The organism is Dokdonella fugitiva (assembly GCF_004342425.1).
GTDB lineage: Bacteria > Pseudomonadota > Gammaproteobacteria > Xanthomonadales > Rhodanobacteraceae > Dokdonella_A > Dokdonella_A fugitiva.
On sequence record NZ_SLWQ01000004.1, the window covers coordinates 49,948 to 73,459 of the forward strand.

General features: G+C 68.5%; 25 protein-coding genes. 5 read left to right on the top strand and 20 right to left on the bottom strand.

What is annotated here, in order from left to right:
* Window positions 1-420 (top strand): hypothetical protein, encoded by a 420-nt coding sequence (locus EV148_RS08995; RefSeq protein WP_131996829.1) that lies wholly within the window; start codon window positions 1-3, stop codon window positions 418-420.
* A 6-nt stretch (window positions 421-426) separates the two neighbouring features.
* Here EV148_RS08995 and EV148_RS09000 read toward each other — a convergent pair whose 3' ends face one another.
* The 16 genes from EV148_RS09000 to EV148_RS09075 all read right to left on the bottom strand — a co-directional run bounded on the left by EV148_RS09000 (window position 427) and on the right by EV148_RS09075 (window position 17,544).
* Window positions 427-1,593 (bottom strand): trans-sulfuration enzyme family protein, encoded by a 1,167-nt coding sequence (locus tag EV148_RS09000; RefSeq protein WP_131996832.1) that lies wholly within the window; start codon window positions 1,591-1,593, stop codon window positions 427-429.
* A 30-nt stretch (window positions 1,594-1,623) separates the two neighbouring features.
* Window positions 1,624-2,136: a DUF11 domain-containing protein gene (locus EV148_RS09005; RefSeq protein WP_131996835.1), complete on the bottom strand. Its 513-nt coding sequence runs from the start codon at window positions 2,134-2,136 to the stop codon at window positions 1,624-1,626.
* Between the two features lie 100 nt (window positions 2,137-2,236).
* Window positions 2,237-3,112, bottom strand: a complete 876-nt coding sequence (galU, locus tag EV148_RS09010) for a UTP--glucose-1-phosphate uridylyltransferase GalU (RefSeq protein WP_131996838.1) — start codon at window positions 3,110-3,112, stop codon at window positions 2,237-2,239.
* A 37-nt stretch (window positions 3,113-3,149) separates the two neighbouring features.
* Window positions 3,150-5,030, bottom strand: coding sequence for a nucleoside-diphosphate sugar epimerase/dehydratase (locus EV148_RS09015; protein WP_131996841.1), 1,881 nt, complete (start codon window positions 5,028-5,030; stop codon window positions 3,150-3,152).
* On the bottom strand, window positions 5,017-6,093 hold the full coding sequence (locus EV148_RS09020; protein WP_158287404.1) for an MraY family glycosyltransferase: 1,077 nt from the start codon (window positions 6,091-6,093) through the stop codon (window positions 5,017-5,019). Before EV148_RS09020 ends, EV148_RS09015 begins: the two co-directional genes overlap by 14 nt.
* 17 nt (window positions 6,094-6,110) lie before the next feature.
* Window positions 6,111-7,286: a lipopolysaccharide assembly protein LapB gene (lapB, locus tag EV148_RS09025; protein ID WP_131996847.1), complete on the bottom strand. Its 1,176-nt coding sequence runs from the start codon at window positions 7,284-7,286 to the stop codon at window positions 6,111-6,113.
* Window positions 7,283-7,552, bottom strand: a complete 270-nt coding sequence (locus EV148_RS09030; RefSeq protein WP_131996850.1) for a lipopolysaccharide assembly protein LapA domain-containing protein — start codon at window positions 7,550-7,552, stop codon at window positions 7,283-7,285. Before EV148_RS09030 ends, lapB begins: the two co-directional genes overlap by 4 nt.
* A 67-nt stretch (window positions 7,553-7,619) precedes the next feature.
* A complete protein-coding gene (locus EV148_RS09035) occupies window positions 7,620-7,922 on the bottom strand; it encodes an integration host factor subunit beta (protein WP_131996853.1) in 303 nt (100 codons plus the stop codon).
* A gap of 106 nt (window positions 7,923-8,028) precedes the next feature.
* The gene (rpsA, locus tag EV148_RS09040; protein WP_131996856.1) at window positions 8,029-9,693 is read right to left on the bottom strand and encodes a 30S ribosomal protein S1; all 1,665 of its coding nucleotides are present in this window, start codon (window positions 9,691-9,693) and stop codon (window positions 8,029-8,031) included.
* 126 nt (window positions 9,694-9,819) lie between these two features.
* On the bottom strand, window positions 9,820-10,506 hold the full coding sequence (cmk, locus tag EV148_RS09045) for a (d)CMP kinase (protein ID WP_131996859.1): 687 nt from the start codon (window positions 10,504-10,506) through the stop codon (window positions 9,820-9,822).
* Window positions 10,507-10,599: 93 nt separating this feature from the next.
* Complete coding sequence (gene aroA / locus EV148_RS09050; protein WP_131996862.1) at window positions 10,600-11,904, bottom strand: 3-phosphoshikimate 1-carboxyvinyltransferase; 1,305 nt, start codon at window positions 11,902-11,904, stop codon at window positions 10,600-10,602.
* The gene (gene hisC / locus EV148_RS09055) at window positions 11,901-13,034 is read right to left on the bottom strand and encodes a histidinol-phosphate transaminase (RefSeq protein ID WP_131996865.1); all 1,134 of its coding nucleotides are present in this window, start codon (window positions 13,032-13,034) and stop codon (window positions 11,901-11,903) included. Before hisC ends, aroA begins: the two co-directional genes overlap by 4 nt.
* Complete coding sequence (gene pheA / locus EV148_RS09060; RefSeq protein ID WP_131996868.1) at window positions 13,031-14,137, bottom strand: prephenate dehydratase; 1,107 nt, start codon at window positions 14,135-14,137, stop codon at window positions 13,031-13,033. Before pheA ends, hisC begins: the two co-directional genes overlap by 4 nt.
* Window positions 14,138-14,141: 4 nt before the next feature.
* Window positions 14,142-15,308, bottom strand: coding sequence for a phosphoglycerate dehydrogenase (locus tag EV148_RS09065; protein ID WP_131996871.1), 1,167 nt, complete (start codon window positions 15,306-15,308; stop codon window positions 14,142-14,144).
* 256 nt (window positions 15,309-15,564) lie between these two features.
* A complete protein-coding gene (gene serC, locus EV148_RS09070) occupies window positions 15,565-16,647 on the bottom strand; it encodes a 3-phosphoserine/phosphohydroxythreonine transaminase (protein ID WP_131996874.1) in 1,083 nt (360 codons plus the stop codon).
* 87 nt (window positions 16,648-16,734) lie between these two features.
* A complete protein-coding gene (locus EV148_RS09075; protein WP_131996877.1) occupies window positions 16,735-17,544 on the bottom strand; it encodes an FHA domain-containing protein in 810 nt (269 codons plus the stop codon).
* A 119-nt stretch (window positions 17,545-17,663) separates the two neighbouring features.
* Between EV148_RS09075 and EV148_RS09080 the strand changes: the two genes are divergently transcribed.
* Both EV148_RS09080 and EV148_RS09085 read left to right on the top strand, forming a co-directional pair.
* Window positions 17,664-17,939 carry a polyhydroxyalkanoic acid system family protein gene (locus tag EV148_RS09080; RefSeq protein WP_131996880.1) on the top strand — a complete coding sequence of 92 codons (276 nt, stop codon included), beginning with the start codon at window positions 17,664-17,666 and terminating at the stop codon, window positions 17,937-17,939.
* Window positions 17,940-18,020: 81 nt separating this feature from the next.
* A complete protein-coding gene (locus tag EV148_RS09085) occupies window positions 18,021-18,494 on the top strand; it encodes a phasin family protein (protein WP_131996883.1) in 474 nt (157 codons plus the stop codon).
* A gap of 188 nt (window positions 18,495-18,682) precedes the next feature.
* Here EV148_RS09085 and EV148_RS09090 read toward each other — a convergent pair whose 3' ends face one another.
* Window positions 18,683-20,671, bottom strand: coding sequence for an SDR family oxidoreductase (locus EV148_RS09090; RefSeq protein WP_131996886.1), 1,989 nt, complete (start codon window positions 20,669-20,671; stop codon window positions 18,683-18,685).
* Between the two features lie 151 nt (window positions 20,672-20,822).
* On the opposite strand from EV148_RS09090, the gene EV148_RS09095 reads away from it, so the two are divergent.
* Together EV148_RS09095 and EV148_RS09100 are read left to right on the top strand one after the other, a co-directional pair.
* Entirely contained in the window at window positions 20,823-21,080 is a 258-nt protein-coding gene (locus EV148_RS09095) for an acyl-CoA-binding protein (RefSeq protein ID WP_131996889.1), read from the top strand.
* Window positions 21,081-21,197: 117 nt separating this feature from the next.
* Window positions 21,198-21,830: a TetR/AcrR family transcriptional regulator gene (locus EV148_RS09100; RefSeq protein ID WP_131996892.1), complete on the top strand. Its 633-nt coding sequence runs from the start codon at window positions 21,198-21,200 to the stop codon at window positions 21,828-21,830.
* Here the strand turns inward: EV148_RS09100 and EV148_RS09105 are convergent.
* The 3 genes from EV148_RS09105 to zipA all read right to left on the bottom strand — a co-directional run bounded on the left by EV148_RS09105 (window position 21,818) and on the right by zipA (window position 23,491).
* Window positions 21,818-22,303, bottom strand: a complete 486-nt coding sequence (locus EV148_RS09105) for an ATPase (protein ID WP_199222748.1) — start codon at window positions 22,301-22,303, stop codon at window positions 21,818-21,820. The two genes, EV148_RS09100 and EV148_RS09105, sit on opposite strands and share 13 nt — an antisense overlap.
* Before the next feature lie 149 nt (window positions 22,304-22,452).
* Window positions 22,453-22,680, bottom strand: coding sequence for a hypothetical protein (locus tag EV148_RS09110; RefSeq protein WP_199222749.1), 228 nt, complete (start codon window positions 22,678-22,680; stop codon window positions 22,453-22,455).
* Between the two features lie 58 nt (window positions 22,681-22,738).
* A complete protein-coding gene (gene zipA, locus EV148_RS09115) occupies window positions 22,739-23,491 on the bottom strand; it encodes a cell division protein ZipA (protein ID WP_131996898.1) in 753 nt (250 codons plus the stop codon).
* Between the last annotated feature and the right edge of the window lie 21 nt (window positions 23,492-23,512).

The window sequence follows — 23,512 nt, forward strand, 5'->3', positions numbered from 1 at the left end:
ATGACGATCGAGATCCAGCGCGCCGATACCCGCCTGCGCCGAATCACCGTGTCCGTGCTCGTGTTCGCGGTTGCCGCGGCGGCGGCGTTCCTGTACTTCGCGCGGCGCTGGCTGGTCGAGCGCGCGATCGCTTCGTCGATCGAAGGCCTCGTCATGCAGATGCGCCAGTGGATCGGCATCACCGTCGTGCTGATCGCCGCGTGCCTGCTCGTGCTGGCGATCCATGCACTGCGCCGCGCGCGCGCCGCGGTGGCCGGGCAGCGCTGGCCGGTCGCGGGTACGCGGGTCCTGCGTGACACGCCCGTGCGGCACGGCGAGGCCGCATTGCGCATCGCCCGCCTGCTCAAACTGCTGTCGCTGCTGCTTTTCCTGTTCGCCGCGGCGACGTTCGCGGTGAGCTGGCGCCTGTTCGGCGTGTGACGCCGCCTACAGCCGCTGCAGCGCGGCCTCGAGGTCGGCGACGAGCACGTCGGCATCCTCGAGACCGATGGACAGGCGCACCGCATTGAGCGGCACGCCCTGCGGGGGGCGTAACGGCGCATCGCGCGGGAACACCGCGCACACCGGGAACGCGAGCGATTCGTAGCCGCCCCACGACACGGTCATGAGGAAGCGCGTGAGGCCGTCGCAGAAGCGCTCGACCGCGGCGACCTCATCGGTGGCGAGCTCGATCGTCAGCAGCCCGCTCGCGCCCGCGAGCTGCCGTTCGGTGAGGCCGAGTTGCGGGTTGTCCGATGCGCGCGGCGAATACACGCGACGCACGCGCGGATGGCCCTCGAGGAAGGCGAGCACGGTCGTCGTCGTCGTCGCGATGCGCTGCATGCGGATCGGCAGCGTGCGCAGGCCGCGGATCATCAGCCAGGCATCGTGCGGCGCGAGGATCGCGCCGAGCGTCATGTACGGGCCGCGGAACACGTCGCGGATCAGCGCCGAGCTGCCGCACAGCGCACCGGCGACGACGTCGCTGTGGCCGTTGAGGTACTTGGTCGCCGAATGCGCGACGAGGTCGATGCCGAGCGCGATCGGCGACTGGTTCAACGGGGTCGCATGGCTGTTGTCGCAGAGTGTGCGGATGCCACGGGCGCGCGCGAGCGCCGCCACCGCGGCGAGGTCCTGCTGCTCGAAGGTCATCGAGTTCGGGCTTTCGAGCACGATCAGGCGCGTGCGCGTGGTGAGCGCCGCCTCGAAATTGCCGGTATCGGTGCCGTCGACGAACGTGGTCGACACGCCGAAGCGGCCGAGCAGGTCCTTGAGCACCGCGCGCGTCCAGCTGTAGGGGCGCGCGACGCAGACGACATGGTCGCCCCCGGCGACGCTGGCGATCACGCCGGCCGACATCGCCGCCGCGCCACTGCCGAACATGAGGCAGTCTTCGGCGCCTTCGAGCGCAGCGACCTTGCGCCGCAGGATCTCGACGGTCGGGTTGTTGCCGCGCGTATAGACGTGTTCGCCGAGCTCGTCGCGGAAACCCTCGCGCATCGCCTCGACGTTGGGGAACGCGAAGATCGAGGACTGCACGATCGGCGGCGCGACCGCGCCGAAATAGCGTTCGCGCTCCTCGCCGAGCTGGTTCAGGATGTAGCCGAGATCCATGCCGGAACGGTCACGCGGCCGCGATCATGCTCACGAACCGTCGCCGTAGGGCGTGTCGAACCCTTCGCGGAAGATGACGAGGGCATCGCTGTCGAGCGCATTGACCGTCGTCGAGTTCCACGTCGCGCTGACGGCGTTGTCGACCGACTCGCCGGTTGCGTCGACGCGCACGGGCGCGTGCACGAGCCAGGTGAGGCTGTTGCCGACCGGGATCGAAAGGTTGGCGTCCTCGAGCGGACCGGAGCCGCTCTCCGTGCAGGTCGCACCGACGCCGCTCGGCAGGCAGACCCACGTCGTGTACGCGGGATCGAGTTGTGGCGGGAACGCGTTGGCGAGCACGACGCCGGTCGCGTCGACGCCGCCGGCATTGGCGAGCGTGACGGTGTAGTCGAGGAAGCCGCCGAGCCGGGCGAAATCGCGCGCGTCGTCGATCGTTATGGTCAGTGCTGCCGGCGTGCCGGCAGCGGCGAGGCGGGCCGCGACGAGCGATGCGAGCAGCAGAGCGCCCGTGGCACCGCGGCGAAACCGGTCGATCCGTTCCATCCTGTCGAGTCCCCCGGCCGATGGGCGGCCGTTGCCGTGGAATTCTAGGCAAATGCCATTGCGTGTACCAGACGACGCGCGCGCGCGTCGCCGGTCGCGCTCAATGCAACCCGGCGACGAACTCGCGCGTAGCCGGCGCGAGGGAGGGATCCGCGAGCGCCATCGCGAGCGTCGCCTTCACCAGGCCGAGCTTGTTGCCGCAGTCGAAACGCGTGCCTTCGAAGCGATAGGCGAGCACTGCCTGCTCGGCGAGCAGCGCCTCGATCGCGTCGGTCAGCTGGATTTCGCCGCCCGCACCGGGCGTCGTCCGCTCGAGCAGTTCGAAGATGCGCCCGGGCAGCACGTAGCGGCCGACGATCGCGAGGTTGGACGGCGCGACCTCCGGTTTCGGCTTCTCGACCACGAGCTTGACCCTGGCGGCCCGCTCGGACACCGGCGTCGCGTCGACGATGCCGTACTTGTAGGTCTGGTCGCGCGGCACTTCCTCCACCGCGATCACGCCCGCCTGCTCCGCCTGGGCGAGTTCCGCCATCTGGCGCAATGCGCCGGCGCCCTCTCCGTTCCAGATGAGGTCGTCGGGCAACACCACGCCGAACGGCTCGTCGCCGACCACGGGCTTGGCGCACAGCACCGCATGACCGAGGCCGAGCGCCTCCGGCTGCGTCACGAACACGCAGCGCACGTGCTTGGGCAGCGTGCCCTGCACCATCGCGAGCAGGTCGTTCTTGCCGGACTGGGCGAGCTTGCTCTCGAGCTCGTACGCCTTGTCGAAGTAGTCGGCGATCGCGTGCTTGTAGCGGTTGGTCACGAACACGAGGGTGTCGGCGCCGGCATCGACCGCCTCGTCGACCGCGTACTGGATCAGCGGGCGGTCCAGCACCGGCAGCATTTCCTTCGCGACCACCTTGGTCGCGGGCAGGAAACGCGTGCCGAGCCCGGCGACCGGGAAGACGACCTTGCGCAAACGCTTGCTCATGCGATGTCCTTCTGCGAAGTCCCTGTTGGATGTTCCGTCAGCGCGGACCGAACGTGACGACGTTGTCCTGCGCCGCTTCGGTCACGGCGAATTCCGGCAGCAGCTGCTCGAGGATGCGCCGCAGCGTCTCCTGGTCGAACTCGCGCACGGCGGCTTCGGCCTTGCCGAGCTGCGCGGTCAGCAGCGGCCACGCCATGCTGCGCGGCTGGGCGAGGAAGATCTTCGCATGCGCCGTGTCGGTGTAGCGCTCCTGCGGATGGAACAGTTCCTCGAACAGCTTCTCGCCGGGCCGCAGGCCGGTGTAGACGATCGCGATGTCGCTGCCTTCGTGCTTGCCGGCGAGGCGGATCATCTGCTCGGCGAGATCGCGGATCTTCACCGGCTCGCCCATGTCGAGCGCGAAGATCTCGCCGCCCTGCCCCAGCACGGCCGCCTGCAGGATGAGCTGGCAGGCCTCGGGGATCGTCATGAAGTATCGGGTGATCTCCGGGTGCGTGACCGTGACCGGGCCGCCCGCGCGGATCTGTTCGCGGAAGCGCGGCACGACCGAGCCCGCCGAATCGAGCACGTTGCCGAACCGCACCGTGATGAAATGCGTGCGTGAGTGCTGCGCGAAGTTCTGGCAGAACAGTTCCGCCACGCGCTTGCACGCCCCCATGATGCTGGTCGGGTTGACCGCCTTGTCGGTCGAGATCAGCACGAAGCTGTCGGTGCCGTGGCGGTCGGCCGCCTCGGCGACGACGCGCGTACCGAGCACGTTGTTGCGGAATGCCTCGCGCACCTGGCCCTGCAGCAGCGGCACGTGCTTGTACGCGGCCGCGTGGAAGACGACTTCCGGGCGGGCTTCGGCGAACACGCGTTCGCACGTCATCGCGTCGCCGCAGTCGCCGAGCCATGCATTGAGCAGCAGGTCCGGATAGTCGCGGCGCAGTTCCTGTTCGATCGTGTACAGGTTGTACTCGGACTGGTCGAGCACGCTCAGCGACTCGACGCCGAGGCGCGCGACCTGCCGGCACAGTTCCGAGCCGATCGAGCCGCCGCCGCCGGTGACGAGCACGCGCCGGCCCGCGAGCCGCGTGCGGATCGCGGTCCAGTCGAGGCGCACAGGTTCGCGGCCGAGCAGGTCCTCGATCGCGACTTCCTTGAGTTCGTTGAAGCTAGAGCGCCCGGCGACGACGTCCTCCAGGCGTGGCACGGTGCGGAACGGCAGCCCGGTCGCCTCGCACAGGTCGACCGCGCGCCGCATCTGCGCCTTGTTCGCCGCCGGCATCGCGATGACGAGCATTTCCGCGGCGGTCTCGCGCGCCAGTTGCGGCAGCTGGTCGATCGAGCCGAGTACGGGCACGCCATGCACGCGCGCGCCGCGCAGTTGGGCGTTGTCGTCGAGGAAGCCGACCACGGCGTAGCGGTTCTCGCGGCGCAGGTCGCGCACGAGTGCCTCGCCGGCCTTGCCCGCGCCGAGCACGAGCACGCGCTCGCTCGGCGCACGCGCGACGAAGTCGAGGCGGCTGTCCTTCCAGTAGCGATACAGCAGGCGCGGCGCGCCGAGCAGCAGCGCGAGCACGAGCGGATAGACGACCAGCACCGTGCGTGGCACGGTTTCCAGGCGGTTGTAGATGGCCAGCGCCATCGCGATCACGAGCGCGCCGAGCACGGCCGCCTTGGCGATGTTCCAGAGGTCCGGCAGGCTCGCGAAGCGCCACAGGCCCTTGTACAGGCCGGTCCACCAGAAGATCGCGCCTTGCGCGGCGATGACGATCCACACTTCGGGCCCGAACAGCGAGACCGGCGACGGGTTCGGCGCGAGGGACCAGCGCATCATGCTGACCGCGGTCCAGGCGAGCCAGACCATGAACGTGTCGTGCGCGACGACGGCGAGGCGCGGATGGATCGCGGCGACGGCCCTACGCGGCAGCATGGGCGCTCCGTTCACGCACGTGGCGCAGGCACCAGCGCTTGCCGAACCACCAGGCCGCAAGGGCGACGGCGTGGACGGCGATGGCAGGCACGAGCGTTGTGGACATCGAGGGGTGCGGCACGCGGTTCATCCAGCCAACGACAGGCAATGCGACGAGCAAGTTCCAGCCCATGTACAGGGCGACGATGCGGGCATGCGAGAAGCCGCAGCGCACGAGCCACTGGTACAGGTGCTCGCGGTGCGCACTATACCAACGCCGTCCGTGGAGCATGCGGGAAACCAGCGTGCACGTGGCGTCCGTAACGAAGGCCGAACAGAGGACCAGGCCGCTGGTCGGCGCGATCTCCGGATGCATGGCCTGCCAGAGCGCGCCGGCGCCGACGACGAAGCCGAGCACGCCGCTGCCGACGTCGCCCATGAAGATGCGTGCGCGCGGGAAGTTGAACGGCAGGAAACCCGCGCAGGCGGCGCCGCACACGAGCATGGGCATCCCTCCGGGCACGCCGCGCAGCAGCGCGAGCGCGGCCAGCACGGCGAGCACGAACATCGCCTGCAGGGTGAGCAAGCCGTTGAGGCCGTCCATGAAGTTGTGCAGGTTGATCGACCAGACGACCGCGAGCGCCGCGGCCACCGCGGCGAGCGGCATGAGCGCACCGGCTCGGGCGACGTGCGGCGGCAGCGCGTCCTGCAGCAGGATCGCCCCGGCGACCATCCAGGCGGCCGCGAGCACGTGCACCACGAAGCGCTTGAGCGCCGACAGCCCGCCGTGGTCGTCGAGCCAACCGACGCCGGCAACGCCGAGCACCGGCGGCAGCAACAGGACGAGCCACGTCGTGCCCTCCCCGGCCATGCACACGCAGCCGCCGGCGACCATCGCGACGACGATCGCGATGCCGCCGCCGCGCGGCGTCGGCACGCGGTGCGCGCGACGCTGGCCCGGCAGGTCGAACAGGCGCCGGTGGTGCGCGTAGCGTATCGCGAGCGCGGTGACGATCGACGCGAGCGCGGCGGTAGCGACCACGATCGCGATACCGGCCAGGCATGCCTCGTAGGCGAAGGCCATGCGCGATGTCGCCCGCCCTACTCGCCGACGACGCCGTGGATCGGGCGCACCGAACCCCAGCTCTTGCAGCTCGGGCATTGCCAGTGGTGCGCCTTGGCGCCGAAGCCGCAGCGGTTGCAGCGGTACATCGCCTTGCCTTCGACGAGCTGGCGCGTGAGGTCGCGCAGGGTGAGGAAGTTCTCGCGCGCCTCGCCGCTCGCCGTGTGCAGGTTGACGTCGATCAGCGCCATCAGCGCGCGCACCGACGGGCGCTGGCGCAGCATGCGGTTGAGGAAGTCGACCGCGGCGTCCTCGCCGCGGGTGGTCGCGTACAGCTTGGCCAGCGCGAGCACGGGCGAGACGCCCTGGTAGCGCTCGGTGATGTCGAGCAGGAATTCCTCCGCACGCTGCATGCGCTGCGCGCGCGCGTAGCTGTCGAGCAGCGGCGAGAGGATTTCCGGCACGTAGTCGATGTCGAGGTCGGCGACGCGCTCGAACGCGCGGATCGCCGCGTCGAGGTCGCCGCTGGCCGCCTCGATGTGGCCGAGGATCATGCTCGCGCGCACGCATTCGGGCTCGACCGCGAACGCGTCGTCGACGTGGCGACGGGCGTCGTCGCGCGCGCCCTGCGCGCGCGCCTGGTCGGCGAGCTCGCAGTGGAACTGCGCGATCATCGCGCTCTGTGGCTCGCCGGTGGCGCGCTCGAGGCGCTGCGCGTGCTCGATCGCCTTGTCCCAGTCGCGCTCGTGCTGGTAGATCGCGATGAGATGGCGCAGCGCCGACGGCGCCAGCGCGTCCATCGCGACGAGGTCGGCGAACAGTGTTTCGGCGCGGTCGAGCAATCCCGCGCGCATGTAGTCCTCGCCGAGTTCGAGCAGCGCGACGGTCTTCTCCTCCTGGCTGAGGTTCGGCCGTGCGATGAGGTTCTGGTGCACGCGGATCGCGCGGTCGACCTCGCCGCGGCGGCGGAACAGGTTGCCGAGCGCGAGATGAGTCTCGACCGTGTCGCGATTGATCTCGGCGAGCTTGAGGAACACCTCGATCGCCTTGTCCTGCTGTTCGTTGAGCAGGTAGTTGAGGCCGCGGAAGTAGCTCGTGGACAGCTCGCTCACGCGCGCGCCAGAGGTGCGTTCGCTGCGCCGGCGACCGAGCACCCAGCCGGAGAACGCCGCGACCGGAAGCAGCAGGAACAGCAGTGCGACCACGTTGTTCATGCTTCGTCGCGCCCTTCCGCGCGCTGGCGCGCATGCAGGTCGCGGATCGCGCGCTGCTGCCGGCCGAGCCGCGGCAGGTGGCCGAGCCAGGCGACGAGGCCGCCCAGCAGCCAGCCGAGCACGAGCGCGCCGAGCAGCGCGCCGCCGAGCGGCGCTTCGCCGTGGACGAAGTAGAAGTCGATCGCCACCGGCGTGCCATTGAGCGCGCCGAACAGCGCACCAGCCACGACGACGGACAGGAGCAGGACGATCAGGATCAGGCGCATGGAGGATCGCGGTGTTCGGGCTCGCGGATGATAGCGGGTCCGGCGCCGCCTCCGTGCGCCGGCGGCGTCAGGAGGCGCCCGGCGCGTCGCCGGTGCCGTTCACGCGTTCGCGCAGTTCCTTGCCGGGCTTGAAGTGCGGCACGTGCTTGCCGGGCAGAGCGACCGAGTCGCCGGTCTTGGGATTGCGGCCCATGCGCGGCGGGCGGTAGTGCAGCGAGAAGCTGCCGAAGCCGCGGATTTCGATGCGTTCGCCGGTCGACAGCGAATGGCTCATCTGCTCCAGCACGCTCTTGACGGCGAGTTCGACGTCGTTGGCGGCGAGATGCTTCTGACGCTGTGCAAGGGCCTCGATCAGCTCGGACTTGGTCATCGCGGTTTTCGAAAAATGGAGATTGCCGGTCCAAAAAAACGCGCACCGTCGCCGGTGCGCGCATGCAGCGGGCGGCGTGCGGAGGACCCGCACGCCGCGTGTAGCATCAACGGTTCAGCTGTTCCTTGAGCAGCGCGCCGAGCTTGGTCGTGCCGCCGGTCGCACTCTGGTATTCCTCCAGCGTGCTGGCGAGCTCGTCCTCGTCCTTCGCGCGGATCGACAGCTGCAGGCTGCGGCCCTTGCGGTCCATGCCCACGAACTTCGCTTCGACCTTGTCGCCGACCTTGAGGTACTGCGTGGCGTCGTCGACGCGTTCCTTGGCGATGTCGTTCGCGCGCAGGTAACCCTCGATGCCTTCGCCGAGGTCGATCGTCGCGCCCTTGGCGTCGACTTCGCGCACGGTGCCGGTGAGGATGCTGCCGCGCGGATGCGCCGCCATGAACTGGCCGAACGGATCCTGCTCGAGCTGCTTGATGCCGAGCGAGATGCGTTCGCGCTCCGGATCGACGGCGAGCACGACCGCCTCGATCTCGTCGCCCTTCTTGAAGTTGCGCACGAGGTCTTCGCCGGTGGTCTGCCACGAGATGTCGGACAGGTGCACGAGGCCGTCGATGCCGCCGTCGAGGCCGACGAAGATGCCGAAGTCGGTGATCGACTTGATCGTGCCGGTGACCTTGTCGTTCTTCTTGTGGATCGCGGCGAACGCTTCCCACGGGTTGGCCTTGGTCTGCTTCATGCCGAGCGAGATGCGGCGACGCTCCTCGTCGACGTCGAGCACCATGACCTCGACTTCGTCGCCGACCTGGACCACCTTGGCCGGGTTGACGTTCTTGTTGGTCCAGTCCATCTCGGACACGTGCACGAGGCCTTCCACGCCCGGCTCCAGCTCGACGAAGCAGCCGTAGTCGGTGACGTTGGAGACCTTGCCGAACAGGCGCGTGCCGGTCGGATAGCGGCGCGAGATCGCGACCCACGGATCCTCGCCGAGCTGCTTGAGGCCGAGCGAGACGCGGTTGCGCTCGCGGTCGAACTTGAGCACGCGCACTTCGAGCTCGTCGCCGACGTTGACGACTTCACTCGGGTGGCGCACGCGCTTCCACGCCATGTCGGTGATGTGCAGCAGGCCGTCGATGCCACCGAGGTCGACGAACGCACCGTAGTCGGTGAGGTTCTTCACCACGCCCTTGACGACGGCGCCTTCGGTCAGCTTGTCGAGCAGCTGCTCGCGCTCGGCGCTGAACTCGCTCTCGACGACGGCGCGGCGCGACACGACCACGTTGTTGCGCTTGCGGTCGAGCTTGATGATCTTGAACTCGAGTTCCTTGCCCTCGAGGTACGACGGGTCGCGCACCGGGCGCACGTCGACCAGCGAGCCCGGCAGGAACGCGCGGACGTCCTTGATGTCGACGGTGAAGCCGCCCTTGACCTTGCCGGAGATGCGGCCGGTGATGGCGGCATTGGCGGTCTGCGCTTCCTCGAGCTCGTCCCACACCAGCGAACGCTTGGCCTTCTCGCGCGAGAGCATCGTCTCGCCGAAGCCGTTCTCGATCGCGTCGAGCGCGACCTTGACGTCGTCGCCGACGTTGATTTCGAGCTCGCCCCGCTCGTTCTTGAACTGTTCGATCGGGATGATGCCCTCGGACTTGAGGCCGGCGTTCACGACGACGACGTCGGAACGGATCTCGACCACGGTGCCGGTGACGATAGCGCCGGAGCGCAGCTTGGCGAGCGATTGGCTCTGCTCGAACAGTTCAGCGAAACTTTCAGTCATGTTGATTCCAGTGGGAACAGGCCGCCGCCCTGACCGGGTCGGCAACCCACCTTCGAAAGGTGCGTTGGACGCCGCACCGTTGCGTTCGCCGGCACTCGCCGGCGTCCTTCCCCTTGCGCGATCGACTCAGCCGGGACGCACCACCGCGAGCACGCGCGCGATCACCTGATCGATCGGAATCGCCGTGCTGTCGATGACCACTGCCCCTGCCGCCGGCTTCAGCGGCGCCACCTTGCGGGTCGCGTCGCGTTCGTCGCGGGCTTCGATCTCGCGCAAAAGGGACGAGAGTGTAACAGTCAACCCCTTTTCCTTCAACTGCTTATAGCGCCTGCGTGCGCGCTCCTCGGCACTCGCGGTGAGAAAGATCTTGTGCTCTGCGTCGGCGAAGACCACCGTGCCCATGTCGCGTCCGTCGGCGACGAGGCCGGGCGCCTTGCGGAACGAGCGCTGCTTGTCGAACAGCGCGGCCCGGACCGCCGGGATCGCGGCGATCGCCGAGGCGGCCGCGCCGCAGGTTTCGGTGCGCAGCTCGTCGGTGGCGTCGTGGCCGTTGACGATGACACGCGTCTCGCCGCCGTCCCGCGGGTCGCGAAACACGATCTTTGTCGTTTCCGCACAACGGGTTACGGCTTGCGCATCGGACAGGTCGATGCCCGCCATGCCGGCCGCGTAGCCGACCGCGCGGTAGATCGCGCCTGAATCGAGCAGGTGCCAGCCGAGCGCGTCGGCGACCGCGCGGCTGATCGTGCCTTTGCCGGAGCCGGACGGGCCGTCGATCGTGAGCACGGGGACGGGCTTGTCGGGCTTGGTCATCGGACGCTCGGCTCGGCGAAAGGGGGCAATTCTATGTCGAGACCACCCCGAATCGTGATCCCCGTCGCACGCCGCGGGTCGGGGCTGGACGCGTCAGCCCTCCGCGACGGCCATCCCGATGGCGCGCGCCAGGTCGACGAAGCCGGGGAACGAGGTCGCGACATTGGCGCAGTCTCCGATCCGCACCGGTCCTGCCGCGACCGCACCCGCGACCGCGAAGCTCATCGCGATGCGGTGGTCCCCGGCGCTGTCGACCTCGCCGCCGGCGAGGCGCCCGCCCGTGATCGACGCGCCGTCCGGTGTCTCCTCGACCGGGATGCCGAGGCGGCGCAGACCCGCGGCCATGACGGCGATGCGGTCGGATTCCTTGACCCTCAGCTCCGCCGCGCCGCGCACCCGCGTGATGCCGTCCGCGACCGCCGCGGCGACGAACAGCGCCGGGAACTCGTCGATCATGTCCGGCACGAGCTCGACCGGCACGTCGATGCCGCGCAGGCGCGCATGACGCACTTCGAGGTCGGCGACCGGCTCGCCGCCGAGCTCTCGCGGCGCATGTTCACGGATGTCCGCGCCCATGAGGCGCAGGGCCTGCAGCAGGCCGGTGCGGCGCGGATTGAGCCCGACTGCGCGCAGCAGCAGGCGCGAACCGGGCACGATGCTCGCGGCGACGAGGAAGAACGCGGCCGAGGAGAAGTCCGCGGGCACCACCACGTCCGTCGCGCGCAGGCGATGGCCGCCGGCGAGGCGCGCCCTGCCCGGCTCGAACGCGATCGGCCAGCCGAACGCGGCGAGCATGCGCTCGGTGTAGTCGCGCGTCGGGTGCGCTTCGCGGACTTCGGTTTCGCCGTCGGCCTGGAGCCCGGCGAGCAGCACCGCCGACTTCACCTGTGCGCTCGCGACCGGCGTGATGTAGTCGATGCCGCGCAGCCGATGGCCACCGGCGATGCGCAGCGGCGGCACGCCGCCCTCGCCGGAGTCGATGCGCGCGCCCATCGCGGCGAGCGGTTCGGTCACGCGACGCATCGGCCGCCGCGACAGCGATTCGTCGCCCACCAGGGTCGAATCGAACGCCTGCCCCGCGAGCACGCCACAGAGCAGGCGCATGCAGGTGCCCGAGTTGCCGCAGTCGAGGGGTCGTGCCGCGCCACGCAACCCGTGCAGGCCGACGCCGTGCACGATGCGCCGGGACGCATTCGGCGTCTCGATGCGCACGCCGAGGTCGGCGAAGATGCGTGCGGTCGCGCGCGTGTCCTCGCCTTCGAGGAAGCCGTCGATCCGCGAACAGCCTTCGGCGAGCGCGGCGAGCATGATCGCGCGATGCGAGATCGACTTGTCGCCGGGCACGGCGATCTCGCCCGCGAGCGCCGGCGCATGCGAGCTGGTCCAGTCGATGCTCACGGCAACGCGTCCAGCAGGCGTTGGTTCTCGGCGCGACTGCCGATGCTGATGCGCACGGTCCGGCCGAGGCCATAGCCATCCATCGGGCGCACGATCACGCCGCGTTCGAACAGATGGCGTTCGAAGCCCGAGGCATCGCGCGCGAGGTCGACCAGGAGAAAATTCGTCTGCGACGGCAATACGGCGTAGCCGCGCGCGGCCAGCGCTTCGCGCAGCCAGGCACGTTCGTCGCCATTGAAAGCGCGCACCGACGCGAGATGGTCGCGATCGGCGAGCGCGGCTTCGGCGCCTGCGAGTGCGACATGGTTGACGTTGAACGATTCGCGCAGGCGCTCGAGCACGGCGACGACGCTCGCGTGCGCGACGAGGTAGCCGACGCGCAACCCCGCGAGGGCGTACGCCTTGGAGAACGTGCGCGTGACGACGAGGTTCGGGTGGCGATCGGCGAAGCGCAGCGCGCTGCCGAGGCCGGGGGCATCGACGTATTCGTGGTAGGCCTCGTCGACGACCACGAGCACGTCGCGCGGCACGCGCGCGAGGAAGCGCGCGAGCGCTTCGTCCTCGAACCAGGTGCCGGTCGGATTGTTCGGATTGGCGAGGTAGACGATGCGCGTGTCGCCGCGCACCGCCGCGGCGAGCGCGTCGAGATCATGGCCGAACGGCGCCGACGCATGCCCGCGCGGCAGCGCAGGCACGCGGACCGGCTGCGCGCCGGCGGCCGCGGTCGCGATCGGGAACACGGCGAAGCCGTATTGGGAGAACACGATCGAATGCGCCGGATCGGCGAAGCATTGCGCGAGCAGCATGAGCAGTTCGTGCGAGCCGTTGCCGAGCGCGATGCGGTCGTCGCCGACGTCGAGCCTCTGCGCGAGCGCGGTCTTCAGCGCCGCGCCGCGTGGATCGGGGTAGCGCCAGCTGTCGGCGAGCGCGGCGCGCATCGCCTCGAGCGCGCGCGGGCTCGGGCCGAGCGGATTCTCGTTCGAGCCGAGCTCGGCGATCGCGGCGCCGAAGCGACGGCGCAAGGCCGGCAGGTCGTGGCCCGGGTCGTACGCGCGCAGTGCCGCCGTCGCCGGGTTGGCGAGCGTGCCCGCGTCGAACGGCACGGCATCCTCGCGCGGCGCGGCGCTCACGGCACCGCCACCGGGTAGGAGCCGAGCACCTTGACCTGCGCGGCGTGTCCTTCGAGTTCGGCCAGCGCCGCCTTCATCGCCTCGTCCTCGACGTGGCCGGCGAGGTCGATGAAGAAGCCGTATTCCCATTTCGCCTGGTGCGACGGCCGCGATTCGATGCGGTTCATGCTGATGCCGTGCCGCGCGAACGGACTCAGCACGTTGAACAGCGCGCCGGGCTGGTCCTTGATGAAGACGAGCACGGAGGTGCGGTCGTGGCCCGAACTCGGGAACACCTGCCGGCCGAGCACGAGGAAGCGCGTGGTGTTGTCCGCGTGGTCCTCGATCGACTTCATGATGACCTTCTTGAGGCCGTAGACGTGGCCGGCCGATTCGCCGCCGATCGCCGCGGCGTCGTCGGCATTGCGCGCGCGGCGCGCGCCTTCGGCATTGCTCGACACGGGGATCTTCTCCACCTTCGGCAGGTTCGAGCGCAGCCAGCCGGCGGTCTGCGCGAACGACTGCGGGTGGGCGTAGATGCGTTCGATGTCCTCGATGCGACCCGAGCGCGACAGCAGGAACTGGTGCACGCGCAGCTCGACTTCGCCGCAGATCTTGAGGTTCGAGGTGAGGAACATGTCGAGGGTCACCTGGATCGTGCCCTGCCCCGAATTCTCGACCGGCACGACACCGAAGTCGGCGTTGCCGGCTTCGACTTCCTGGAACACTTCCTCGATGCTCGCCATCGGCAGGCCGTGCGCCGAGCGGCCGAAATGCTTCTGCACCGCCTGCTGGCTGAAAGTGCCTTCGGGGCCGAGGTAGCCGACCTTGAGCGGTTCCTGCTGCGCGAGGCAGGCCGACATGATCTCGCGGAACAGGTGCACGAGCACCTCGTCGCTGAGCGGCCCCTCGTTGCGATCGACGACCATGCGCAGCACCTGCGCTTCGCGCTCAGGCCGGTAGTAGTCGACCGCTGCGGCGAGCTTGCCCTTGGCCTTGCCGACCTGATGGGCGAAATTAGCCCGTTCGGCAATCAGCGCCTGGATCTGCCGGTCGATGCCGTCGATGCGCGCGCGCACCTCGGCCAGGTTGGGCGTCGCCGGCGTCGCGGCATCGTTGCTCATGGCGTCAATTCCCTATCACGCGCACGGAGAGGATGCCGTCGATCGCGGCGATCGCGGCGACCAGCGAATCGGGCACCGGGGAATCGACGTCGATGAGGCTGTAAGCGAGTTCGCCGCGCGAGGCGTTGTGCATCTGCGCGATGTTGACGCCGGCTTCGCCGAGCACGTGCGACAACTGGCCGATCATGTTCGGTCGGTTGCTGTTGGCGATGCAGATGCGCGCGCTGCCGGTACGCGCCATCCGCGTCTCCGGGAAGTTCACCGAGTTGCGCACGTTACCGTGCTCGAGGAAGTCGCGCAGCTGGTCGACGACCATCAGTGCGCAGTTCTCCTCCGCTTCGCCGGTCGAGGCGCCGAGATGCGGCAGCGAGATCACGCGTGCGTCGCCGAGCAGGTCGGCCTCCGGGAAATCCGACACGTAGCGGCCGATGCGCCCGTCCGCGAGTCCCTTGCGCAGCGCGGCGGCGTCGACGATGCCTTCGCGCGCGAAGTTGAGCAGCACGACGCCGGGGCGCACGAGTTCGAGCGCCTGGGTGCCGAACGCGCCGCGCGTTTTGTCGTTGAGCGGCACGTGGAACGTGAGGTAATCCGACGCCGCGAAGAGCTCGGCGAGCGAGCCGGCCTTGGCGACTTCGGCCGACAGCTGCCACGCGCCGTCGACCGTCATGTGCGGGTCGAAGCCGATCACGCGCATGCCGAGCGCGTATGCCGCGTTGGCGACCTTGACGCCGATCGCGCCGAGGCCGACCACGCCGAGCGTCTTGCCGGCGAGCTCGGTGCCGACGAAGCGCTTCTTCTCCGCCTCGACCTTGTGGTGCAGGTCGCCGGAAGCGTCGAGGCCGCGCACGAACCCGAGCGCGTCGGCGATGTTGCGCGCCGCGAGCAGCATGCCGGCGACGACGAGTTCCTTGACCGCATTGGCGTTCGCGCCCGGTGCATTGAACACCGGCACGCCGCGTGCCGACATCTCGGCGACCGGGATGTTGTTGGTGCCCGCCCCCGCGCGCGCGATCGCCTTCACGCTCGCCGCGATCGGCGCCTTGTGCATGTCCGCCGACCGCACGAGTACCGCGTCCGGTGCGGCCACCTCGTTGGCGACGCTGTACAGGTTCGCCGGCAGCCGGTCGAGGCCATTGCGCGAGATGTTATTGAGCGTCTGGATCTTGAACACGTTCGATCGGGCCTCTGTGCGGATGTGCGGGGAGGAAGCGGGGAGCCGAATCACGAGAGCGCGCGCCGGAAGGGCGAAAGCTTGAAACACGGAGCACACGAAAAAGCTTTCATTCAAAAAGCTCTCGTCGTCTTGTTGTTTCCTCCATGTGCTCCGTGGGCTCCGTGCTACAAGCCCTGAAGCCTTCCTCGTTCTTCCTTTCCTTCGTGCTCCTTCGTGTTTCGGGCTCGGGCTTGGTTGGGCCTGGCCGTCGACGTCAGCCGTTGCGCGCGGCGAAGTCCTTCATGAAGTCGACGAGCGCCTGCACGCCTTCGAGTGGCATCGCGTTGTAGATCGACGCGCGCATGCCGCCGACGGCGCGGTGGCCCTTGAGTGCGAGCAGGCCGGCAGCTTCGGACTCCTCGAGGAACTTCGCGTCGAGGTCTTCGCGCGGCAGCGTGAAAGGCACGTTCATCCACGAGCGCGCGGACTTCTCGACCGGATTGCGGTAGTAACCGGAGCCGTCGATGTAGCCGTAGAGCAACTGGGCCTTGGCACGGTTGTGTTCGGCCATCGCGACGACGCCGCCTTGCGCCTTCACCCACTTGAACACGAGGCCGGCGAGATACCAGCCCCAGGTATTGGGCGTATTGAGCATCGAGCCCTGCGCCGCGTGCTCGGCATAGTTGAAAATCTTCGGCAGGTCCCTCGGGCAGCGCTCGAGCAAGTCGTCGCGCACGATCATGACGACGAGGCCGGACGGCCCGATGTTCTTCTGCGCACCGGCGTAGAGCAGCGCGTATTTCGACACGTCGAGCGGCCGCGACAGGATCGTCGAGGAGACGTCGCCGAACAGCGGCACCGCGCCGGTGTCGGGCACCTCGTGGAATTCGACGCCGCGGATCGTCTCGTTCGGCGTCACGTGCACGTACGCGGCGGTCGGATCGAGATCCCATGCCGCGCGCGCGGGGATGCGGGCGTAATTGCTGTCGGCCGCACTCGCGGCAATTCGCACCCGGGCGAGCGGCTTGGCTTCCTTGGCCGCCTTCTCGCTCCAGTCGCCGGTGAGCACGTAGTCGACGGCCTGGTCACGGCGAGCGAAGTTCATCGGGATCTGCGCGAAATGCTGCGTCGCACCGCCCTGCAGGAACAGCACCTTGTAGTTCGCAGGCACGGCGAGCAGATCGCGCAGGTCCTGTTCGGCCTGTTCGGCGAGCGCGATGAAGTCCTTGCCGCGGTGGCTGATCTCCATGACGGACGCACGCGCGCTGCCCCACTCGAGCAGTTCGGCCTGGGCCTGGCGCAACACGTCTTCCGGCAGCGCGGCCGGGCCGGCGCTGAAGTTGTATCCGCGACTCACGTAGCTCTCCTGGGCCCGAAGCGGGAGAGCATTCCTACCGCATTATGCGGCGCCGCAGCAAGCCCCTCCGCGCGCGCGGTGCGTCGATCAGATGCCGCGATGGATGAGCAGCAGCAGGACGAGCGCGATCAGCGCCGCAGCGCCGATGAGCCACCATACGCCGCCGTGGCCGGATGGCGCGTCCGCTTCCGCGGCGGGCGTGCCGTCCATCCCGGCCGCTTCCGCCTCGCCCGCAGGTGCACTGGCCTCGCCGCGCGCAGGCAGCCCGGGTGCCTCCACGACGAAGTGGCTGCGGTCGAAAGTCAGCTGGTCACCTGCGTGGATCGCCGCATCGTGCACGCGCACGCCGTTGACGAGGGTGCCGTCCACGGCATCGAGGTTGCGCAGCCAGAGGTGATCGCCATCGAGCTCGACGGCCGCGTGGCGCGGGGCGAGGCGTGCGTCGTCGAGCACGAGGTCGCAGCCGGCCCCGGTGCCGACGACGAGGCATTGGTTGACCGCGATGGCCTTGCCGAAATGCCGGCCGGAGACGCCGCGCAGCACGACCCGTGCAGGCTGCACCGGCGCCGCGGCGACCGTGCGCGCAGGCGGCAACGTGACCGCGGCGATCGCGCCCGGATCGGCGCGCAACACGAGCACGGTACTGCCGAGGCAGATCGTGTCGCCGCAGCGGAGCAACGCCTTCTCGCGCACCGGCCGCCCGTTGACGTGCGTGCGCGCCGCCGGGTCCATCACCTCGAGCACGATGCCGCGCGCGTCGACGTTGAGGCGGGCATGCCAGGGCGCGACGTCCTTGCCCGCGAGCACGACCCCGTTGCCCCCTGCGCTGCCGAGGTTGACGACACCGCTGTCCATGCTGAAGTCGGCACGCTCGCCGCTGGCAAAACTGAGTCGCATCGCATTGATTCGCTGGCCTATTCGGCACTCTAGCACAAGGTTTGCGCGCGGCCCCGGTCCCCATTGCGCGGCGCATCGGGCATCATGTGCGCCCGCCCCACCCGGACCACGAGGCAAGCATGGCTGTCATCGACATCAGGCGTTCGCACAAGAAGCCGCTCAAGGCCGCGAAGACTGCCGTCGAACGCGTCGCCAAATCGATCGCCAAGGAACACGGCATCGCGCATCACTGGGACGGCGACACGCTCGTGTTCGATCGCAGCGGCGTGAAGGGCCACATCGCGGTCGGCAAGGGCGACCTGCACGTGCGCGTCGAACTCGGATTCCTGATGAGCGCGCTGAAGCCGATGATCGAGCGCGAGATCGAACGAAAACTCGACGAACAGCTGGCCTGACGTCCTAGTGTGTCTGCTCTAGGCCGAGCGGAAAAGATCGCGCCACTCGCGGCACATGCCGCACCAGGAGGAGACGCGACGATGGCCAAGCCCAAACTGAAATCCCGCAGCAAGGCGGCTCCCGCTGCCGCGAAGGACCCGCGCGGCGTCGGCAAGACCGTGATGGATTCCGCCCAGCAGATCTGGCTCGCCGGCCTCGGCGCGTTCGCCAAGGCGCAGGAGGAAGGCAGCAAGCTGTTCGAAGCGCTGGTCAAGGAAGGCACCGCGCTCGACGCGCGCACGCGCAAGTTCACCGAAGCCAAGATGAACGAGGCGCGCGGCAACGTCGAAACCACGCTGGGCCAGGTGCGCGAGCGCAGCCAGGAAACCTGGGACAAGCTCGAGCGGGTGTTCGAGGACCGCGTCTCCAAGGCACTGGGCCGCCTCGGCATCCCCGGTCGCGCCGACCTCGACCGCGTCGTGGCGCGCGTCGACGAGCTCTCGCGCGAAGTGCGCAAGCTCGGCGGCAAGCCCGTCGCTGCGAAGCGTCCTGCGGCCAGGCGCGTCGCGAAGTGAAGCTGCGCAGCGCTGCACGTTGATTCGCGAAAAGGCGGGCTCCGGCCCGCCTTTTTCGTTGGGATCGTCGACACGCCGAGGCGTGCACCCGTACTGCACCATCCCCGGGTACGCAGCGCGAACAGCCGTCATCCCGGCGAAAGCCGGGGCCCGACAGCGTCGCGCCGTGCGAAGGGAGCCCTGCGCGACTACCAGTGCACGCCTCGCATCAGCGCCGCGAACGCGATCTGCTCGCTGGTCGGTTGCTCCGCTTCCGAGCGTCCCTTCATGCCCTTCGAAGCCTGGGAATCCGGGAACAGGCGGAACGCGGTGTTCATGACGATCTCGTAGACCCGCGGCGCGAGTGCGTAGAACACCTGGGCGAACGTGCCGAGGCGCGTAGCGATGCGCACGGGGCGCTCGACGATCGCTTCGACGACGATGTCGGCCGCCTCGTCGGGCGACAGCGTCGGCACCGACTCGTACATCTTGGTCGGCGCGATCATCGGCGTCTTGACCAGCGGCATGTTGATGGTCGTGAAACTCACGCCGTTGTCGGAGTACTCCGCCTGCGCGCAGCGCGAGAACGCATCGAGCGCGGCCTTCGACGCGACGTAGGCCGAGAAGCGCGGCGAATTGGTCAGCACGCCGATCGAGGAGATGTTGATGATGTGGCCGCGGTGGCGTTCGGCCATGCCGGGCAGGAAGCCCATGATCAGGCGCAGCGCGCCGAAGTAGTTGAGCTGCATCGTGCGCTCGAAGTCGTGGAAGCGGTCGTAGCTCGCGCTGATCGCGCGGCGGATGGAGCGGCCCGCATTGTTGACGAGGATGTCGACCGCACCGTGGTCGGCCAGCACCTGCGCGACGAATGCGTCGCACGAGGCCATGTCGGCGAGGTCGACCTGGTAGGTGTGGCAGGTCCCGCCCGCGGCTTCGATTTCCTTCTTCGTCTCGGCGAGTTCGTCGGCGCCGCGCGCGCAGATGACGAGCCTGGCTCCGGCCGCGGCGATCTTGAGCGCGGCCGCCTTGCCGATGCCGGACGAGCCGCCGGTGACGACGACGACGCGTCCCTTGACCTTGCCGCCGAGCGAATGGTCGACGAAAAGGTCGGGATCGAGGTGGCGCTCCCAGTAGTCCCACAGGCGCCAGGCGTAGTCGTCGAGTTTGGGCAGCCTGATCCTCGAGCCTTTCAGTGCACGCTCGGTTTCGCGGCAGTCGAAGCGCGTCGGATAGTTGATGAACTTCATCACCGAGGCGGGAATTCCGAGGTCGCGCAGCAGCACGTTCACGACGCGGCGTACCGGCGGCAGGCTGCCGATCGCCGCGCGCAGGCTGCCCGGGATGAAGCCGAACATGCGCGCGTCGAGGCGCATCGTCATCTGCGGCGCGTGGCCCGCGCGCGCGAAGAGATTCAGCACTTCGCCGATGCGCCGCGGCGCCGGGTCGGTCAGGTGGAACGTATGGCCGTCGAGGCCGGTCTTGTGCGCGATGTGGTCCATCGCCGCGGTGACCCAGTCGACCGGCACGAGGTTGATGCGCCCGCCCTCGAGGCCGATCGTCGGCATCCACGGCGGCAGCGTCTCGCGCATCTTCTTGATGAGCCGGAAGAAGTAGTACGGGCCGTCGATCTTGTCGATCACGCCGGTGCGCGAATCGCCGATCACGATGCCGGGGCGGTAGACGCGGTAAGGCCGCGCGTAGTGCTTGCGCACGAGGGCCTCGGAATCGTGCTTGGTGCGGAAGTAGGGATGGTCGAGCTCCTCGGCCTCGTCGAACATGTCCTCGCGGAACACGCCCGGGTAGAGGCCCGCTGCGGCGATCGAGCTCACGTGGTGGAAGCAGCCGGCCCTGATCGCTTCGGCGAGCTCAAGCGCGTGGCGCGTCCCCTCGACGTTGGCGACGACCTGGCTCCGCTCGTCGGCGACGAGGTCGTACAGCGCGGCGAGATGGAAGAAGTGCTTGACCTTGCCGGCGAGCTCCTTCTGCGTCGCCGGCGCGACGCCGAGTTTCGGCTTGGAGAGATCGCCCACGACCGCGACGAGGCGCTTTTCGTCGGCACCGAGTTCCTCGCGCAGCGCCTTGAACTTCGCGAGTGATTCCTTGCGCACGAGGCAATGGATCGTGCCCTGGCGCTCGAGCAGGCGTTCGAGCAGGTGTCGCCCGATGAATCCCGTTGCACCCGTCACGAAATAGGTCATCGCCACCACTCCCCGTCCGGATCCGATTCGTCGCTCAAGCATAGCCGCGCGCGCTCGCCGGTGGCTACGCGGCCGCGGCATGCGATTGACCGCGCGCGGGGGCGCTGATGTAAGCTCGTGTTCCGACCGACGCCCAGCGACCGGAACAGCCATGGCAGACCTCAAAGCACGCTTCGAAAAAGCCGCCGAAGACGTCAAGAAACTGTCCGAGCGGCCCGATAACGACACGTTGCTGAAACTGTATGCGCTGTACAAGCAGGGGTCGGACGGCGACGTCTCCGGTCCGAAGCCGGGCTTCTTCGATTTCGTCGGCACGGCGAAGTACGAAGCCTGGGCCAAGCTCAAGGGCACCAAGCCGGAAGAAGCGCAGCAGAAGTACATCGACCTCGTGAAGAAGCTCGGTGGCTGAGTCACCGGAAGCGGCTCCAGCCGCGACGCCCGTGGGCGCGAACGACGCGTGATCGCGGCGTGAACGGCTCCCAAGGATCCGCCGAACCTCACCCGCCGATCCCGGCGCAGCACACGCATGGCACGCCAGACGCGCGAGCGCATCCTCGAAACCAGCCTCGCGATGTTCAACGCGCAGGGCGAGCCGAACGTCACGACGAACCACATCGCGGACGAACTCGGCATCAGCCCGGGCAACCTCTACTACCACTTCCGCAGCAAGGACGACATCGTCGAGCACCTGTTCGCGCGCTACGAGGCGCGCATCGGTGACGCGCTCGCACTGCCCGGCGACCGCGCACCGGACCTCGAGGACATCTGGCTGCAGCTGCATCTCGTGTTCGAGTCGCTATGGGACTACCGCTTCCTCTATCGCGACCTCGTCGACATCCTCGCCCGCAATCGCAAGCTCAAGCTGCGCTTCGCGCGCATCATGAACCGCGCCGGCGCGAGCGCGACGGACCTGCTGCGCGGCCTCGTGCGCGCGGGCGTGATGCGCGCGAGCGCGGACGAGATCCACGCGCTGGCCGAGAACGTCCTGCTGGTCGCGACGTTCTGGATGAGTTTCGATGCCGTGCGCGGCGGCAAACCCGTCGTCGACGTCGCCGACCTCAGCCGCGGCATCCACCGCGTGATGATGCTGATCGCGCCGTTCCTGCGCGACGCGGAGCGCTATCACCTCAACACGCTCGCGGCGACCTACGTGCGCTGAATGCGCTCGGTCGGCATCGCCGGTTGACGATTGGGGAGATGGTCAGGCGGTGCGAGAATCTCGAGAACACTCGGTATTGCATGTGGGTCGATGATGACCACGCCATCCTCTTTCTCGCCGATCAACTTGGGCTCCGCACCCGAGTTGTCGTAGATCCACGCCCGGTCAGCCGCATCGAGGAACCATGACAATTGTTCGAGCGAACGGCCGTAGCGCTCGATGATCTTGTCTTCAGGCACGGCGTGACCCCCTTTGGCCACACGAAGCCTTACGCGCTCGACATTCCGTTGCGGTGTGTCGAGCACGACGTAAATCAGCCCTACCTCAAAGCCTTTTTCCTTCGCAAGGCTCACGAGTCGGCGATATTTGGGCGTGGACAGCACCGTCTCGACACCGACGGACTGATGCGCTTCGATCGATGCTTCAAGCCATGCTTCGATACGTATCACCGCCGCAAGGTTTGCATCAGGCAAGGGGTGATGCTCGACGTCTCGAATCCGCGCCGCCAGCAGGTCCGGATTGATGATCCAGACCGATCGACCGACGTGCTCGATGCTTGCCGGAGTAGATGCTGCTTTTGCCGGAGCCGTTCGGGCCGGCGATGATCAGGAACAGCGGCGAGTCAGCGTTTTGCGGGCGCACGATCCGTAGTGCCGACGACGGCCTTGTTTTCCCGGCGCGCCTTGCTCACGTTCGTCGCAAAGACGTTGCGCAGGTCCGCGCCGAAAGTGCTGCGCCCCGAATCGAGCGCGCGCACCGTGACCAGCTGACCTTCCGGCCCTCTGACGCGCTTGACCTTGGCCGATGCGCCTTTGCCTCGGGGCCTGAGGAGCTTGACGACGACTTTCACGATCGATCCTCCTTTTGCACCGCAACTCTATCGAATTTCATCGGACGTTGCAGATCGCCTAGCGGCCGGGGCGGATCTGCTGGCGCTCCTGCTGGCGATCCCACGCACGCAGTTCGTCGCGGATGTGCGCGATGCGCTGCCGGCCGAGTGCGTTGCGGCCTTCGTCGAGCACCTGCGCGTCGAGCAGTTCGGCGAGGCGCTGCGCGGTCGGCAGCAGCATCTCCCACGCGTCCAGCGCGGGCAACGGGCCCGGCAGGGTCATGAACAGGGTGACGCCCGGAGTGCTCACTTCGTCGAGGCGCGCCATGTCGAAGTGTCCGGGCTTGACCATGTTGGCCATGCTGAACACCGGGCCATCGGCCTTCTTGCCGAGCACGAGGCGGTGGAAGATGCCCATGTCCCCGAATTCGAGCCCCGCCTTCTCGGCGGCGACGACGATGTCGGGACCTGCCAGTGGCTCGTGGGTGCGCGAGGCGACGAACAGGGTGACGATGCGCTCGATCGGACGATCCGGGCGCGCGCCGATGCTCGGCCGCGACGGCGCCGGGCGCGCGTCCCCGTCACGCCCGCCGACGGCGGCGCCCAGCCGCTCGAGCTCGCCGGCGAGCGAAACGTCGAGCTCGCCCTGGGCCGGCGTCGCATCGACGTCGCCGAACGTCGGCTCGACGCGTTCGGCGTCGAACCCCGGGCGCCGTTGCGACCGCCGCTCGCCCTGCTCCGGCTTCTTCGGCCTGCCGAACAGGTAGATCAGCAGCAACACGATCGCGCCGATGATGATCAGCGGGATGCCGACGCTCGCGTTCCATTCCATCTTGCTCGCCTCCGCGTGGAA